Below are 14,897 nucleotides of genomic sequence, written 5' to 3' on the forward strand. Positions count from 1 at the left end.
TCTCTTCATGACCGCCACCGTGACCACGGACCCCGGAGTCGACAAGTCGACCAGGGGTGCGAGCCGGGGCAGCGGGGATGCGCGGCGGAGACTGCCGCGCATCCCCGACCGGATCCGCCGCGGCGGACTGCCCTATCTCCTGCTCCTCCCCGCCGTCCTGCTCGAACTCCTCATCCATCTGATCCCGATGATCGTCGGCATCGTGATGAGCTTCCGCCAGCTCACCCAGTTCTTCATCAACAACTGGGGAGCGGCGCCCTGGACCGGGCTCGACAACTACTCGATCGCCGTCGACTTCGACGCGCCGATCGGCGAGGCCCTGCTCCGTTCCTTCTTCGTCACCTGCGTCTTCACGTTCTTCGCCGTCGGCCTGGCCTGGCTGCTCGGTGTCGCCGCGGCGGTCCTGCTCCAGGAGAACTTCCGGGGCCGGGGCTTCCTGCGGGCCGTCTTCCTCGTCCCGTACGCCCTGCCGGTCTACGCGGCGGTCATCACCTGGGCGTTCATGTTCCAGCGGGACAACGGGCTGGTCAACCACGTCCTGCACGACCAGCTGGGCCTGACCGACCAGCCGTCCTTCTGGCTGATCGGCGACAACAGCATCTACGCGCTGATCATCGTCTCGGTCTGGAAGGGCTGGCCGTTCGCCTTCCTCATGCTGATGGCCGCCCTGCAGAACATCCCGCGCGAGCTGTACGAGGCCGCGTCGATCGACGGCGCGGGCATCTGGCAGCAGATCCGCAAGATCACGCTGCCCTCGCTGCGGCCCGTCAACCAGGTACTGGTGCTCGTCCTGTTCCTGTGGACGTTCAACGACTTCAACACGCCGTACGTGCTGTTCGGGAAGGCGGCTCCGGAGAACGCGGACCTCATCTCGATCCACATCTACCAGTCGTCGTTCGTCACCTGGAACTTCGGCACCGGCTCGGCGATGTCCGTGCTGCTGCTGCTCTTCCTCCTGGTCGTGACGGCCGTCTACCTGTTCCTCACCTCACGCGGAAGGAAGGGTTCCCGTGCCTAGCCGCGCCGGCTCGCGTACCGCCCGGTCCCCCATGGCCGCGCCGCAGTCCTTCCTCTGGACCCGCCGCATCGTCCTGACCCTGCTCGCCGGCTTCGTCCTGCTGCCGGTCTACGTCATGGTCAGCAGCTCACTGAAGCCGCTCCAGGACGTGTCGGGGAAGTTCCAGTGGATCCCTCACGGACTCACCGTCCAGCCGTACTTCGACATCTGGGAGACCGTCCCGCTCGCCCGGTACTTCGTCAACTCGCTGATCGTGGCGGGTGCCGCGACGGTCTGCTCGGTGGTCATCGCGGTGTTCGCGGCGTATGCCGTGAGCCGCTACAGCTTCCGGGGCAAGCGCGTCTTCACCGTCACGGTGCTCTCCACCCAGATGTTCCCGGGGATCCTCTTCCTGCTCCCGCTGTTCCTCATCTTCGTCAACATCGGCAACAGCACCGGACTGGCCCTCTACGGGTCGCGGGGCGGCCTGATCCTCACGTATCTGACGTTCTCGCTGCCCTTCTCCATCTGGATGCTCATCGGCTACTTCGACTCCATCCCGAGGGACCTCGACGAGGCCGCCATGGTGGACGGGTGCGGTCCGATCCGCGCGCTGTTCCGCGTGGTCGTGCCCGCCGCGGTGCCGGGAATCGTCGCCGTGTCGGTCTACGCGTTCATGACGGCCTGGGGCGAGGTGCTGTTCGCCTCCGTGATGACCAACGACGTCACCCGCACCCTCGCGGTGGGCCTCCAGGGCTACGCCACACAGAACGACGTGTACTGGAACCAGGTCATGGCCGCCTCGCTCGTCGTCAGTGTGCCCGTCGTCGCCGGGTTCCTGCTCCTGCAGCGCTACCTCGTCGCGGGGCTCACCGCGGGAGCCGTCAAGTGACCGACAAGGAAAGGCAGTCAGTGAACGACCTCACCGGCCTCCCGGCCGACTTCACCTGGGGCGTCGCCACGGCCGCGTACCAGATCGAGGGCGCGGTGGCCGAGGACGGCCGCGCCCCCTCGATCTGGGACACCTTCTCCCACACCCCGGGCGCCGTCGCCAACGGCGACACCGGCGACGTGGCCTGCGACCACTACCACCGGGTCCCCGAGGACATCGGCCTGATGAAGCAGGTCGGCGCGGGCGCCTACCGCTTCTCGGTGGCCTGGCCGCGCGTGGTGCCCGGCGGCGACGGGCCGGTCAACAAGGCCGGTCTCGACTTCTACGACCGGCTGGTCGACGGTCTCCTGGAGGCCGGCATCACGCCGTTCGCCACGCTGTACCACTGGGACCTGCCCCAGGCGCTCCAGGACCGCGGCGGGTGGACCGTCCGGGAGACGGCCGAGCACTTCGCGGCGTACGCCTCCGTCGTCGTCGAGCGTCTCGGCGACCGGGTGAAGGACTGGGCGACGCTCAACGAGCCGCTCTGCTCCGCCTGGATCGGCCACCTCGAGGGGAAGATGGCGCCGGGTCTGACCGACCTGACGGCCGCCGTGCACGCCTCGTACCACCTGCACCTCGGCCACGGCCTCGCCGTCCGGGCGATCCGGGCACAGTCCCCGGACGCCCGTGTGGGCATCGTCAACAACCTCAGCCCGATCGAGCCGGCGAGCGCGGGCGAGGCCGATCTGGCCGCCGCCGTACGCGCCGACGGCCACATCAACCGCTGGTGGCTGGACCCCGTCCACGGCCGCGGCTATCCGCAGGACATGCTCGACCTGTACGGCGTCGAGCTGCCCGAGCGCCCGGGCGACCTGGAGACCATCGCGGCACCACTGGACTGGCTCGGGCTGAACTACTACTTCCGCCAGGTCGTCACCGCGGACCCCCGGGGGCCGGTCCCCCACGCCCGGCAGATCCACCTGCCCGGCGCCCGGCACACCCACATGGACTGGGAGGTCCACTCCGAGGGCCTGGAGCAGCTGCTGATGCGGCTCACCGAGGAGTACGGCGCCCAGCGGATCTACGTCACCGAGAACGGCTCGGCCTACCAGGACGTCGTCGGCGAGGACGGCTCCGTGCACGACCCGGAGCGCACCCGGTACCTGGAGGAGCACCTGGCCGCCTGCGCCCGTGCCGTGCGGAGGGGCGCGCCGCTGGCCGGCTACTTCGCCTGGTCGCTCCTGGACAACTTCGAGTGGGCGTACGGCTACGACAAGCGCTTCGGACTGGTCCACGTCGACTACGCGACCCAGCGCCGGACCGTGAAGAGCAGCGGGCGGCGCTACGCGGAGCTGATCCGTGCACTCTCGTCCGGCAGGCCGCTCGAGACGGCCTGAGCCCCTCCCCGGGTGACGGCCCCGGCCCCCGGTCACCGGCAGCCCGCCTGCCGGTGACCGGGGGCTGTGCCGTTCGGCACACCGCCGGAGGGCGATCAAGGGCGGGAGGCCCGGCGCTTATGCTCGCCGTATGGAGCAGAGTGAAGTCCTCAAGCGAGTGATCGGCATCCTCACGGAGGCGGGCGAGATGCAGCGCCACGCCGAGGAGGACAACGGTGATGGCGACCTGGACGCGGGCGGCAACATGGTGACGACACTGCTCAACGAGACGATGCCGCACATCGCCATCCCCTCAGACGCCACCGTCGAGGAGATGGCCGCCCTCGTGGGGCGCGAGGTCGGTGGCGCCGTCGAGCAGCTGGTCGGCGCGTTCACCCTGGCCTTCATCGCCCTCGCGCAGATCCACGACTCCGGGCAGGAGGACGTGACCTCGGCCGATGTGCTCCAGGATCTGGCACTGCGGGCCGAGGAGTTGAGCTCGGGCGACGAGGGCCCGGAGAGTCCGCTCTAGCCCGGCGGAGGGCTCGGGCCGGGGGCCCGCGCGCCCGGCCGCACGGGCCGTGACCGTACGGGGATCCGCGGACGGTGCGCGTCGCCGGCGGGGCCGATGTGACCGTCACACGATTGGCTCGTTTGCCGGAGTGACGGTTCTCTGCCCACGGCTCGGAAGGCACCACCCCCATGCCGCTCCATCCCCCGCCGCTTCGCATCCTCGGTCACGGCGCACGCCCTGGCGTGAAGGAGGCCGAGGCAGCCCTCGTCGAGCACTACCCGCGCCTGGTCCGCCTGGCCTATCTGACGCTGCCGCCGTCCCTCGGGCGGCACCGCAGGGTGCTCGCCGCCCACGCAGCGGTGCAACGGGCCCTGCACGGTGACGCCGGCGCCCTCTCCGAAGCGGGCGCGGAAGGCGTTCCCGCTCCCCGGTCCGGCGACGCACCGGCGGAGAGCCCGCACACGCCCGCGTACGCCGGAGTGCGCCTGCGGGTCGTGCGTACGTCGCTGGCGTACGAGCGGAAGCCCCGGTGGTGGCCGGGGCGGGCGCCCTCACCGGCGGCGCTCCGCCCGTCCGTTCCGGTGGTACGCGGTCTCCGGCTCTTCCCCCGCGCGGGCGGCATGGACGAATTCGCCCTGGACCGGGCCTTGGCGGACGTCGCGGCACCCGTCCGTGCCGCCCTGGGCCTGCTCCTGCTGGAGTCGCTCACCGAGGACGCCACCCGGACCCTGCTGGCCGAGGCGGGTGACGCCGACGCTTCCGCCTCCGTGGGCGCCGCCGCGCACGTCGCGGGCAGCGACCACGACCGGGTCCGGCGCATGCTGCGGTCGGAGGAGTTCGATCCCTGCACCGTGCAGACCCGTCCCAGCGATCTGCTGCGGCGACGGCACCGGGTACGGGCGGGCGCGGCGGCCCTGGTCCTGCTGGTGCTCGCGGGCGGTGGACTCGCCCTCACGGCCGACGCCGGGACCGGCACCTCCCACAGCCCTTCCCCGGCGCCGCTCGGGGCGGTCCCGGGAGGCGCGCTCGACCCGGCGGCCCTGCTGCGTACGGCACCGGGGGTGTGGGCGGACACCTCGCGCGTGGACTTCAGCGCCTGGCCGCCGCGGGGCGGCCGCACCGAGGACCGTGAGCTGCTGGGGCGGGCCCTCGCGAGCTGGGCCGCTCCCCCGGTGGACGCCACCGTCACGACTGCCCCCGGGACCGCCGCCGTGCCCCCGGCCCAGCCTCCGCGCCTGCTCTTCGCGGGGGAGCTGGGCGGCGAGGCCGTGGTGCTGTTCCACGACGGAGGGGTACGCGTCGTGCGGTACGCGGAGCCGCTCGGCGAAGAGCGCTCCCCCACCCTGGACTTCGCCCGGGTCGACGACGCGGACGTCACCACGGCAGCGGCGCTCGCCGTCGGCCGCACCACCACGTCGGCGCGGTATCTGCTCGCGCCCTGGGTGGCGGAGTCGACGACGCGCGACCTGCTCGCGCCCGACACGCCGGCCCGCGCGCTGGACGTCGACGGCGACGGGATCACGGCCGCGGTGCCCCGCCCCGCGGCGGCCGGTGACTGCCTGTCCTGGCCGGTGATGCAGCTGCGGTCGTCCGGGAGGATCGTGGAGAAGCACGCCTTCCTCGTCACGGACCTGGGCGACATCACCCCGGTGCACCTCACGCACACGCCCAGGCCCGGATCCGGTGCCCCGGCCAGGCAGCCGCGTGAGGCGACGGGCCCCGAGGCCCTGACCGGCTGGGCACGCACCGCGTGTTCCCTGCGGGATCTGCGTCACTCCGGGGTGCGGGCGGTGAACAACTGGCATTTCGCGGAGCAGCCGCTGCCCGGTACCCGTTCCCGTGCGGACTGGGTCTGCACCAGGGCGGACACCTGGAGCGGACCCGGCCGGATCCTGGTGCAGTTCGCCGCGCCGGCCGTCTCCCCCACCGCACCGGCCGAGGTCGTGTCCGACCGCCGGAACACGGCGCTGTGCAGCCGCTTCGGCCAGCACGTGGTCTCCGGCGTCCACTGGAGGTCACCGGCCGGCGCCTGGTACGTGCTCGCGGCCGGCAGCCGCGCCGTGGAGCGGATCGAGGTGGCGGGCTCCGTGCACGGAGGGTCGGACGGCCCGACGCTGGCGGTCCGGGCACCGCGGGAGACGTCCTTCCGGGTGAACGCGCGCCTGCGCGGCGGCGGGACGATGTCCTCGGCCGGATGACACGGCCTCGCCCGCAGGACGCCCGGCCCGGTCTCTTCGGGGAACCGGTCCGCGGCGGGCCACGGGCATCCGTGGCCCGCCGCGGACTCTCCTGCCGCACCGACAGCGGGGATGGGACGGTGCGGCGGGCTCAGCGGACGGTCAGCTCCGGTAGACGCCGAACCCGTGCAGCGAGTAGCCCCGGGGGGTGCCGCGTTCGGAGCCGCTCACCCGTACGTAGCGTGCCTCGCCCCTGACGTCGATGTCGTCGATACCGCCGTTGCCCGCCGTGACGGTGTGGACGGCGGTCCACTCCTGGCCGTCGTCCGAGGTCTGCACCGTGCAGCCCTTGGCGCACGGGGCCTCCCAGGCGAGCTGCACATGGTCGAACGCGGTCCGCGCGCCGAGGTCCACCTGGATCCCCTGCCGGTCGGTGGTGGGGAGTTCCTCGTGAGGGAGGGATGGGACAACGATGCGGGGGGAGCGCCGGAAGAAGTGGGAGAGCGCTCTCCCTCATGGGTGTGATACGCCCATGAGGGAGAGACGGGGAGGATCAGGGCAGTTCGTAGTTCTCGTTCAGGGCCGCACCCCTGCCGGGGTTGTTCTGGTCGTAGCCCCGGGCGTCGCACTGGAGACCGCCCACGATGCAGTGGCCGACCATGGCGTCGAGCGTGGGCTTGTCCCACGCGTTGAAGAAGTCGTAGTGGAAGGAGTGGCCGGTGCCGCTGGACAGCCTCACCTGCGACATGTTCCCGTTGACCGGCCACGCCATCTTGAACTCGATCATCGGCAGCGCGACGGGATGACTGGTCGGGCAGACGTCCTGGTTGGCACCCATCACGATGGGATAGGCCATGTGGGCCTTGTGGTCCGGGGTGTCGAGATTCTTCCCGTCCCAGCAACTGGGCGCCTGCATGCGCAGGTTGAGCTGGGTGTCCTGACTGGTCGGGCAGCTCGCCGGGAACTCGAAGTTGTGGTAGCTCTCACCGCACTCGTAGCCCTCGACCGTGCCCGGGTGGTTGCGGAACTCGTCGGCCGTCTGGGTCGGGCTGCCGACGACGAAGCGCAGCCCCTTGGGGAACGGCCGTACCGTGCGGTAGTCGGTGACACCTGCCTTGTAGTAGATGGTCTGCGGACCGATCGGGCGGATCTCCTGGTTCCCCTTGTAGAGGGTCGGCATCCAGTACGCGGACAGGTCACCGGGCGCCTTGCAAGCGGTGTCGCCCGCGCCGAGCGAGGCGGTGGTGCTGTTCTCGTCCGTGGTGTCGTTGCCCATGAAGGTGTGGTTGTGGGACTTGCCGGTCTGCCCGGGGTACACGATCGGGTCGACCGAGCCGGTGTGGTTCACCGAGCAGTTCGCCTGGAACTCGTGGAAGTACCGGTGGGGCGGGATCTCCGTCGACGGCACCACACCGGTGACCGGCGGGTTCGCCGGGATGTAGCCGTCACCGTCGGGGTCGTCACCCGAAGGGACGGGGTTGGCCGCCGCCATGGCGTGGCCCTGCATCTGCTGCGTCCCCTGCATGACGTGTGCGGCCACGACCGGCTCACCGGCGGCCGCCGGGCCGGCCCCTGCCGTCGGGGCACCGGCGCGGGTGATCGCGGTGAACCCCATGACGACCAGGGCGAGTGCGGTGGCGACGGCGAACGCGGACACCAGGAACGTTCTGCTGAATCTTTCGGCCATGCGGACCTCCATGCCGCTCTGCGCCGCGCACATCGGGTGCGCGGTGGGGGGAGAGTGGAGTTGGACGGTGCGTCGTCCGGAACTCTGGGAGAGCGCTCTCCCAAGCGCTGCCAGTGTTACGCCGCTGCTGAGAACATGTCAAGAGTTGATGAACGATGGCCGATGCAGGGGAAGTTGGGCATCGCCTTTACGGAAGCAGGGCCGGCACCTCGACCAGGCGGTGTTCGTCGATCCTTCGCATGAACTCCCTGTCCGGTAAGCCCCTGCCGAGCGGGCGAAGGAGCCCCGCAGCCAGGGAGAGGTGCGTCGCCAGGAAGTGGAGAGCGAGGTGGCCGGGGGCGGAACCGGGTCGCGAGAGCGCCTCTCCGTGCCAGCCGAAGAGGAGGCGCAGGCGGAGGCGCAGGAAGACATGCTCCCACTCGGCGAGGTGCATCAGACCCTCGATGCCGCGGAGGACGGCACGCCCCGCAGCGCTGACCAGGGCATGGCCGGGGCCGAGCGCTCCGTGATCAGTCCGGACGCGGCGCGCGGCGCGCGGCATCGCCGGCTCCCGAAGCTCCCGAAGCTCCCGAAGCTCCCGAAGCTCCCGAAGCTCCCGAAGCTCCCGACGACGGTCGACGAGCCCGCCGCACCACCGCGACCCTGCTGTCGCTCCCCGCGACCCAGCTGTCGTTCGCCGCGATCTTGCCGAGATCCCGCAGGCGCGGTCGAGAAACAGCTGTTCGCAGGAGGTTCCGGGCGACGCCACCCTGCTCCAGCAGGCCGCCCTGCCGTGGCGCAGGTCATGGTGAGGGGCCATCAGTTCACGGGGCCACGTCACACCGTGCAGGACCGTGCGACCGGGCTCGGGTTCCAGGAGACCTCCGGCGTGCCACCCGCGATGTCCGCCGTGTAGCCCCGCTCGCTGTCATCCGCCTGCACCGGACGCGTCACACACGCCGTCCCGGCTGTGCCCCGCGGCCATGAACGGCACCGGCCCGGAAGCGGGCGTGAACGGTTCGTCGTATCGCCACCGGCAGCGCCGGCCCGGAACGTCCCCTCGTCCGCCCGACTGCCCGACTGCCCGACTGCCCGACTGCCCACGACCATGCTCGTGGGCTCGCTCCCGGAGAGCCGGACCCGGCACACACCCTTCTCGCTCCCCCGCATAAGCGGTCGACCGGGACGTTCCGGCACCCCGTCCCAACCCCTCGCACACCGGCACGGCAGGCCACGCCTCCGCGAACACACGCCTCCCCGGAACCTGACGGGTACCGCGGCCCCTCATCGGGCACATGGCACCGCGGCCGCGCGAACGGCCGCCAGCCCCCGGCGACGAGACAGGCATACCGGGGGCACCCGAGGCCGGCACGACCGGCCAGGACGGCACCCGGCTGTCCCGCCCGCAGGGACGGAGGCCGCGGCGGCCGAGGTCTGCCGCGGCAGGGGGCCACCCTGCTGCCGCGGCAGACCGGTCGCTCACCCGCCGGGCCACCAGGACCCGGCGGGGACCCGTACGTCGCGTCAGGCCGTGTGGAGCGTCAGCCCGTAGCGGTTGAGGATCTCGTTGATGGGCTGGTGCCAGGTCTCACCGCCGCTGCTGCAGTTGCCCCAGCCGCCGGAGGTGACTCCCTGCGCCTGGTCCCCGCTGATGAACGAGCCGCCGGAGTCGCCCGGTTCGGCGCACACGCTGGTCTTGGTCATCTGGCGGACGGCGCCCTGGCTGTAGTTCACGGTCTCGTTCTTGGCGAGCACGTTGCCGCAGTGCCAGTGGGTGGTGGAGCCGGAGCGGCAGATCGAGGCGCCGATCGGGGCCTCGTTGGAGCCGCGGACCAGCTGGTCGGAGACGGTGCCCCAGCCCAGGACCACCGGGACGGTCCACCAACCGCTGCCGACGCTCACCCAGGCGTAGTCGTTGTCCGGGAAGGACGAGCCCTGGAAGGATCCGATGGCCGAGCCGTCCCAGCCCCGGACCGCTCCGCCGGCCTGGCCGCAGTGGCCGGCCGTGACGAAGCCGCCGTGCACCGAGAAGCCTATGGAACAGCGGACGTTGCCGGTGTAGTACGGGTCTCCGCCGACCGTCCCCGCGGCGAAGGTCTGCGGGGCCTCCGCCGTCTGCTTCACCGTCACGGGGCCCGTCTTGCGCGCCTTCGCGACGAAGGCACGGACATCGTTGTCACCCTGCTCGGAGGCGACGACGTTCACGACGACGCTGTTCGCCCGGGGGTCGACGTGCCAGCTGCTGACGCCGCTCGGCGCGGAGAGTGCGTCCAGTCGCTTCTTCGTGGCGTCGAGTTCCCGTGCGGTGTGGTCCACCACCTGGACCCGGGCGCCGGTCGCCCGGACGTCACCGGCCTTGGCGGCGTCCGTGACGGCGACCGTGAGCCGGCCGCTCTGCGCGTCGAACCAGGAGCCGCCGTATGCGGCTCCGGCCGCCCCGCTCGCCTTCCCCTCCAGGGAGGTCGCCGCCTTCTCGGCGGCGAGACGCGTCGTCGCCTGACTCTTCGTCAGTCCGAGGTCACGCTGCATGGCGGTGATGATCCCGGCGGAGGCCTGGGGCTCGGCGGAGGAGGGGGAGTCCGCCGCGGAGGCCTGGATCGGGCCGACGGCCGCCCAGGTACCCATCATGAGCAGTGCGGAGAGACCCGTCCGCACCATCGTCGTGTGTCTCAAGGGAGTGCCCCTTCTGTTGTTCCAGCATCGTGGGGGTGGAACAGGAAGCATCCGAGAGCCGTCTGAGAGCGCTCTCAGAAGTGCCGCTCCGGACTGTAGTCCAGTTCGACAGGCAGGTCCATGCCAACGACACCTCAGGGCTGGTTCACGCCGTCCCCCGGGTGATCAGGGCGCGAGCAGCGGGAGTCCGGCGTCCCGCCAGGGCGACCGGAAGGCGTCCCATCGTCCGTGCGTCCCCTCGGGACACGTGTCCCAGATACGTACGGCGTCGCCGGCCGCGGGCCGGGGCGGCGCGCCCGGATCACCGGACGCGAGCCGGGGCCAGCCCGGGTCGCCGGTGGCGGCGAAGTCCGCCCAGGCCTGCGTCATCCGCCCCGCGAGAGCGCGGTCCGCGGCGCCCGGAGGGCCTCCCATGAGGAAGTGCACGCTCTCCTCGTCCACGTTGCCGAAGGCGAACGGGATGTCCGCGCAGTGCCAGGCCCTGACCTGCTCCCCCCGGCCGTCGCGCTGCCGGACGAAGCGGGAGAGGTGGGCCCTGCCCCCTGCCCGCGCGTGGTACTCCGCGAGCCTGCTGCTGTACTCGCCGAACAGCATGTCCCCGTACACGGCCAGGTAGAGCTCGTTCACGGAGGCCTCCGGCATCAGCGCCCGGTAGGCGTGCAGCAGGGATTCCGGGAGCCGGTGGTCGGAGGCGAAGGCGGCGATCCGCTCTTCGGTGGTGACCTTCGCGCAGCTGCCCACGGCATCGAGGAGCCAGTACTCCTCGCTGGTGTGGCAGACCAGCAGGTCCACCGCGCGTCCGGCCCCCGCGGCGAGGGCCGTGAGGGGGTCGAGGGGAAGCCCGGCCACGCCCGCAACAGGTCCGTAGATGGCCGGATCGTAGTGGCGCGGCCCCGATCCGGGGTCGCTCCGGTAGCGCTCGGCCACCTGGTCCGAGGCGTCGACGAGCATCTTCGGGGAGGCCGAGACCAGTCCGTCGTACGTGGCGGGAACACCGGCCGCCACGGCCACCTCCGCCGTGGTGCGGGCCGCGGACTCCGGAGTGGCGCAGGCGTTCACCGCGCTGTGCACGACGGCACGCCGGAACAGGCCACGCGCACCCTCCATCGCCATCAGGCAGGCGACGGAGGTCGCTCCGGAGGACTGTCCGGCCACCGTGACCCGGCCCGGGTCGCCTCCGAAGGCGGCGATGTCCTCCCGCACCCATCGAAGGGCTGCGATCTGGTCGAGCAGACCTCGGTTGTCGGGGCAGGGTTCCCCGTCGGCGCCGGGCGGCACGTGTCCGAACCCCTCGAATCCCAGCCGGTAGTTGAGCGTGACGACCACGAGGCCGAGACGGGCCAGCGCCGTGCCGTCGAAGTCCGGCTGGGCGGAGGAGCCGAAGAGGTAGGCGCCCCCGTGGATCCAGACCAGGACGGGGAGGGCGTCCCCGTGCCCGCCCGGGGTCCAGATGTTCAGGCTGAGGATGTCCTCGTCCCCCGGGGACCAGACCGGCGATCCGGGCAGCTCGGCCGACTGCGGTGCGACGGGGCCGTGGACGGCACAGTCCCGGACTCCGTCCCAGGGCGCGGCAGGCCGGGGGCTCCGGAAGCGGTTCGCTCCGAACGGCGGTGCGGCGTACGGGATTCCGCGGAGCACGGTCACTGCCGGATCCCGCGGGACCGGTCGCCCCGTGACCGCTCCGGCCCGCGTCGTGAACACGCTCATTCCCACTCCCCCGGATCCGCCCCCTGCCGGGGCCCTGTGGTCAGCCTCGCACCGGTGGGGAGGCCGGGGCCAACACCTGAACGGCGCCGATCCACGCGTCCGCGATGTGAATCAGTCGGGCGGTCCACGGCCTGTCGGCCCGGGCCTCCGCCCCGGAGCGCCGATGCTGGAGGTGCCCGTCCCGACCGATCGCAACAGGAAGCCCGGTGACACGATGACAACCGGCCCGTCCCAGGCAGCCGGCGTACAGGTGCCGGACACGAGGCTCGCGGAGGAGGCGACCGAACTCGTCCGCGACACCACCTCCGACCTCGTCTACCACCATTCCCGCCGGGTCCACCTCTTCGGTGCGCTCCAGGGCCGCCGGCGTGATCTGTCCTTCGATCCGGAACTTCTGTACATCGGTGCCATGTTCCACGACCTGGGGCTCGGCGAGCGGTTCCACGCGAGCGGCCGCCGCTTCGAGGTGGACAGCGCTGACGAGGCCCGCCGCTTCCTGCAGGCCCGCGGCGTGCCCGAGGACAGCGTGCGGCGGGTGTGGACGGCCATCGCCCTGCACACCACGCCGGGCATCCCCGCCTTCATGGAACCCGAGGTGGCGCTGGTGACCGCGGGGGTGGAGTACGACGTCCTCGGTATCGGCTACGACGACGTCTCGGACGCCGACCGGGCCGAGATCGTCGCGCTGCATCCGCGGCCGGACTTCAAGCGGCGGATCCTCGCGGCCTTCACCGAAGGCGTCCGCCCGAAGCCGGGGACGACCTTCGGCAACGTCAAGGCGGACGTGCTCCAGCACTACGTGCCCGGGTTCGAGCGCGGGGACTTCGTGCGGACCGTTCTCGATTCGCCGTGGCCGGAGTGACCACCGCCCCGGCGGGCGGGGCACGGGTCGTGTGCGTACGGGTGACCGGGGGGACCGGCGTCGGAGTGCGGAGGAGTGGTCGTCATGGCCGTTGACAGGCAGGCCCTGCTGGCACGCCTTGAGGTCTTCGTCGGTGAGTGGTCGCTCGAACCTCGATTCCCCGGGAAACAGCATGCCGGTGTACCGGGGGACGTACCGGCGGCGCGCACCTGGTTCACATGGGCCCTGGACGGCCAGTTCCTGCTGCAGCGCTCGGAGATCCCGGTCCCCGAGGCGCCGGACGGCCTGATGGTCATTCGGGCGGACCCCGCCACCGGTGCGTACACACAGCACTACTTCGACTCACGCGGCGTGGCCCGCCTGTACGCGATGGACTTCGAGGGCGGGGTGTGGACGCTCACCCGGGAGTCGCCCGACTTCACACCCCTGGACTTCCGCCAGCGTTTCACCGGCACGTTCAGCGAGGACGGGAACACGATCACGGGTGCCTGGAAGACCGGGTCCGACGGCGGCGGATGGGAGCACGACTTCGACCTGACCTACCGCAGGGTGGCCTGACTCCGAGCCGCCGGGACCTCGCTCAGTTCCCGGACGGTGTCCATGTCGCTGAAGGGAAGCAGCGTGTCACCGACGATCTGATGGGGTTCGCTCCCCTTGCCCGCGATCAGGACGATGTCCTCCGGGCCGGCCGCCGCCAGGGCGAACGCGATGGCCGTCCGGCGGTCGGCGCAGCGTTCGTAGGGTGTGCCCGTCGCCTCGATGCCCGGGGCGATCTGGTCCAGGATCGCCTCGGGGTCCTCGTGGCGCGGGTTGTCCGAGGTGAGGACGCACAGATCGGAGTGCGTCCCGGCGATGGTCCCCATCTCGGCGCGCTTCGTCGTGTCCCGGTCCCCGCCGCAGCCGAAGACGGTGACGACCCGGGCGCGTGCGAAGCCGCGAAGGGTGGTCAGCACCTTGTCCAGCGAGTCCGGGGAGTGCGCGTAGTCCACGATCACCGAGGTGCCCCCGGGCGTCGTCACACGTTCGAAGCGACCCGGGATCTGCGGCATCCGTTCGAGTGCGGAGACCAGGCCGGCCAGGTCGTGCCCCAGAGTGTGACAGGCCGCCACCGCGGCCAGCGCGTTCAGAACCGAGAAGGCGCCGGGCGACGGCACCGCGGCCGGATACTTGTGGCCGCCGTGGTGCAGCGTGAAGCGCGTCCCCGAGGCGTCCACGGTGAGATCGGTGGCCCGGTAGTCGGCCTCGGCATCGAGGGCGTACGTGGTCACCTCGCCCGGCATCATCGTCCGGATACGCGCCCCCACCGGATCGTCGGCGTTGACGACGGCGTGCCGGCACAGCCCTTGGAAGAGGCGGAGCTTGGCGTCCCGGTAGTTCTCCATCGTGCCGTGGTCGTCCAGGTGGTCCTGGCTGAGGTTGGTGAAGACCCCCACGTCGACGAAGGTGCGGTCGACGCGGTGGGTGAGCAACCCCATCGACGTGGCCTCCAGCACCACCGTCCCCACCTCCCGGTCACGCATGTGCCCCAGCAGGTACTGGAGGTCGGGCGACTCGGGGGTGGACAGCACCGACCTCGGCATCGGAATCGGTGTGCCGCCGATGCGGCTCCCGGCCGTGCCGATGACCCCGGCACGCGCGCCTTCCGAGATCCTCAGTACCGACTCCACCATGCAGGAGACGGAGGTCTTCCCGTTGGTGCCGGTGACCGCCACCACGTCCATCGCCCGCCCCGGTTCGCCGAACCAGCGGGAGGCGAGGACGGCGGCCGCGGAACGGGCGTCCGCCACCCGGACGACGCAGGCGTCCCCCGTCGCAGGGGGCAGCTCACATCCGTCCTCGACGACGACCGCCGCCGCGCCCCTGGCGAGTGCGGGGGCGACCGCGCCGGGGCCTCCCTCGGCGTGGCCCGGAGCCGCGACGAACAGCGATCCCGGCGCCACCCGGTCCGTGTCGAGGACCGCTCCGGCGGTGATGCGGGTCTTCTCGGGGTCGCCCCGGAGGATGTGGTGGTTCTGTCCGGCCAGCAGCTCGCTCAGCTTCAAGGTGGTCCC

At 71.6% G+C, this 14,897-nt stretch carries 12 protein-coding genes and 1 pseudogene; 7 read left to right on the forward strand and 6 right to left on the reverse strand.

Annotation, left to right across the window (positions count from 1 at the left end; translation table 11 throughout):
• Positions 1 to 7 precede the first annotated feature (7 nt).
• The 5 genes from ACFC51_RS27405 (at position 8) to ACFC51_RS27425 (ending at position 5,959) form a co-directional block, all read left to right on the forward strand.
• On the forward strand, positions 8 to 1,018 hold the full coding sequence (locus ACFC51_RS27405; RefSeq protein WP_376371104.1) for a carbohydrate ABC transporter permease: 1,011 nt from the start codon (positions 8 to 10) through the stop codon (positions 1,016 to 1,018).
• Between the two features lie 31 nt (positions 1,019 to 1,049).
• Positions 1,050 to 1,889: a carbohydrate ABC transporter permease gene (locus ACFC51_RS27410; protein ID WP_376371112.1), complete on the forward strand. Its 840-nt coding sequence runs from the start codon at positions 1,050 to 1,052 to the stop codon at positions 1,887 to 1,889.
• Positions 1,890 to 1,909: 20 nt separating this feature from the next.
• Positions 1,910 to 3,268 (forward strand): GH1 family beta-glucosidase, encoded by a 1,359-nt coding sequence (locus ACFC51_RS27415; protein WP_376531360.1) that lies wholly within the window; start codon positions 1,910 to 1,912, stop codon positions 3,266 to 3,268.
• Between the two features lie 130 nt (positions 3,269 to 3,398).
• Positions 3,399 to 3,779, forward strand: a complete 381-nt coding sequence (locus ACFC51_RS27420) for a hypothetical protein (protein WP_376371105.1) — start codon at positions 3,399 to 3,401, stop codon at positions 3,777 to 3,779.
• A gap of 170 nt (positions 3,780 to 3,949) precedes the next feature.
• Positions 3,950 to 5,959, forward strand: a complete 2,010-nt coding sequence (locus ACFC51_RS27425; RefSeq protein ID WP_376531362.1) for a hypothetical protein — start codon at positions 3,950 to 3,952, stop codon at positions 5,957 to 5,959.
• A 141-nt stretch (positions 5,960 to 6,100) separates the two neighbouring features.
• Here ACFC51_RS27425 and ACFC51_RS27430 read toward each other — a convergent pair.
• The 5 genes and pseudogenes from ACFC51_RS27430 to ACFC51_RS27450 form a co-directional block, all read right to left on the reverse strand.
• Positions 6,101 to 6,370, reverse strand: a pseudogene (locus ACFC51_RS27430) (discoidin domain-containing protein); the annotation flags it as partial.
• Between the two features lie 121 nt (positions 6,371 to 6,491).
• Positions 6,492 to 7,625 carry a DUF1996 domain-containing protein gene (locus ACFC51_RS27435; RefSeq protein ID WP_376369909.1) on the reverse strand — a complete coding sequence of 378 codons (1,134 nt, stop codon included), beginning with the start codon at positions 7,623 to 7,625 and terminating at the stop codon, positions 6,492 to 6,494.
• Positions 7,626 to 7,812: 187 nt separating this feature from the next.
• Entirely contained in the window at positions 7,813 to 8,166 is a 354-nt protein-coding gene (locus ACFC51_RS27440; protein ID WP_376531365.1) for a hypothetical protein, read from the reverse strand.
• A 962-nt stretch (positions 8,167 to 9,128) separates the two neighbouring features.
• Positions 9,129 to 10,262 (reverse strand): S1 family peptidase, encoded by a 1,134-nt coding sequence (locus tag ACFC51_RS27445; RefSeq protein WP_376370035.1) that lies wholly within the window; start codon positions 10,260 to 10,262, stop codon positions 9,129 to 9,131.
• A gap of 180 nt (positions 10,263 to 10,442) precedes the next feature.
• A complete protein-coding gene (locus tag ACFC51_RS27450; protein ID WP_376531368.1) occupies positions 10,443 to 11,984 on the reverse strand; it encodes a carboxylesterase/lipase family protein in 1,542 nt (513 codons plus the stop codon).
• Positions 11,985 to 12,198: 214 nt separating this feature from the next.
• Between ACFC51_RS27450 and ACFC51_RS27455 the strand changes: the two genes are divergently transcribed.
• Entirely contained in the window at positions 12,199 to 12,846 is a 648-nt protein-coding gene (locus tag ACFC51_RS27455) for an HD domain-containing protein (RefSeq protein ID WP_376369914.1), read from the forward strand.
• An 84-nt stretch (positions 12,847 to 12,930) separates the two neighbouring features.
• Positions 12,931 to 13,404 carry a hypothetical protein gene (locus tag ACFC51_RS27460; RefSeq protein WP_376531371.1) on the forward strand — a complete coding sequence of 158 codons (474 nt, stop codon included), beginning with the start codon at positions 12,931 to 12,933 and terminating at the stop codon, positions 13,402 to 13,404.
• On the opposite strand, the gene ACFC51_RS27465 is transcribed toward ACFC51_RS27460, so the two are convergent.
• The gene (locus ACFC51_RS27465) at positions 13,386 to 14,888 is read right to left on the reverse strand and encodes a UDP-N-acetylmuramoyl-L-alanyl-D-glutamate--2,6-diaminopimelate ligase (protein ID WP_376369917.1); all 1,503 of its coding nucleotides are present in this window, start codon (positions 14,886 to 14,888) and stop codon (positions 13,386 to 13,388) included. The two genes, ACFC51_RS27460 and ACFC51_RS27465, sit on opposite strands and share 19 nt — an antisense overlap.
• Positions 14,889 to 14,897 lie beyond the last annotated feature (9 nt).

The sequence above is a fragment of the Streptomyces sp. NPDC055962 genome, from assembly GCF_042270185.1.
Lineage (GTDB): Bacteria > Actinomycetota > Actinomycetes > Streptomycetales > Streptomycetaceae > Streptomyces.

Excerpts from the sequence above, each read along its gene's own strand:
- ACFC51_RS27405 (WP_376371104.1), top strand. The coding sequence starts at position 8 with ATGACCGCCACCGTGACCACGGACCCCGGAGTCGACAAGTCGACCAGG.
- ACFC51_RS27410 (WP_376371112.1), top strand. The coding sequence starts at position 1,050 with ATGGCCGCGCCGCAGTCCTTCCTCTGGACCCGCCGCATCGTCCTGACC.
- ACFC51_RS27420 (WP_376371105.1), top strand. The coding sequence starts at position 3,399 with ATGGAGCAGAGTGAAGTCCTCAAGCGAGTGATCGGCATCCTCACGGAG.
- ACFC51_RS27425 (WP_376531362.1), top strand. The coding sequence starts at position 3,950 with ATGCCGCTCCATCCCCCGCCGCTTCGCATCCTCGGTCACGGCGCACGC.
- ACFC51_RS27435 (WP_376369909.1), bottom strand. The coding sequence starts at position 7,625 with ATGGCCGAAAGATTCAGCAGAACGTTCCTGGTGTCCGCGTTCGCCGTC.
- ACFC51_RS27440 (WP_376531365.1), bottom strand. The coding sequence starts at position 8,166 with ATGCCGCGCGCCGCGCGCCGCGTCCGGACTGATCACGGAGCGCTCGGC.
- ACFC51_RS27445 (WP_376370035.1), bottom strand. The coding sequence starts at position 10,262 with ATGGTGCGGACGGGTCTCTCCGCACTGCTCATGATGGGTACCTGGGCG.
- ACFC51_RS27450 (WP_376531368.1), bottom strand. The coding sequence starts at position 11,984 with ATGAGCGTGTTCACGACGCGGGCCGGAGCGGTCACGGGGCGACCGGTC.
- ACFC51_RS27455 (WP_376369914.1), top strand. The coding sequence starts at position 12,199 with ATGACAACCGGCCCGTCCCAGGCAGCCGGCGTACAGGTGCCGGACACG.
- ACFC51_RS27460 (WP_376531371.1), top strand. The coding sequence starts at position 12,931 with ATGGCCGTTGACAGGCAGGCCCTGCTGGCACGCCTTGAGGTCTTCGTC.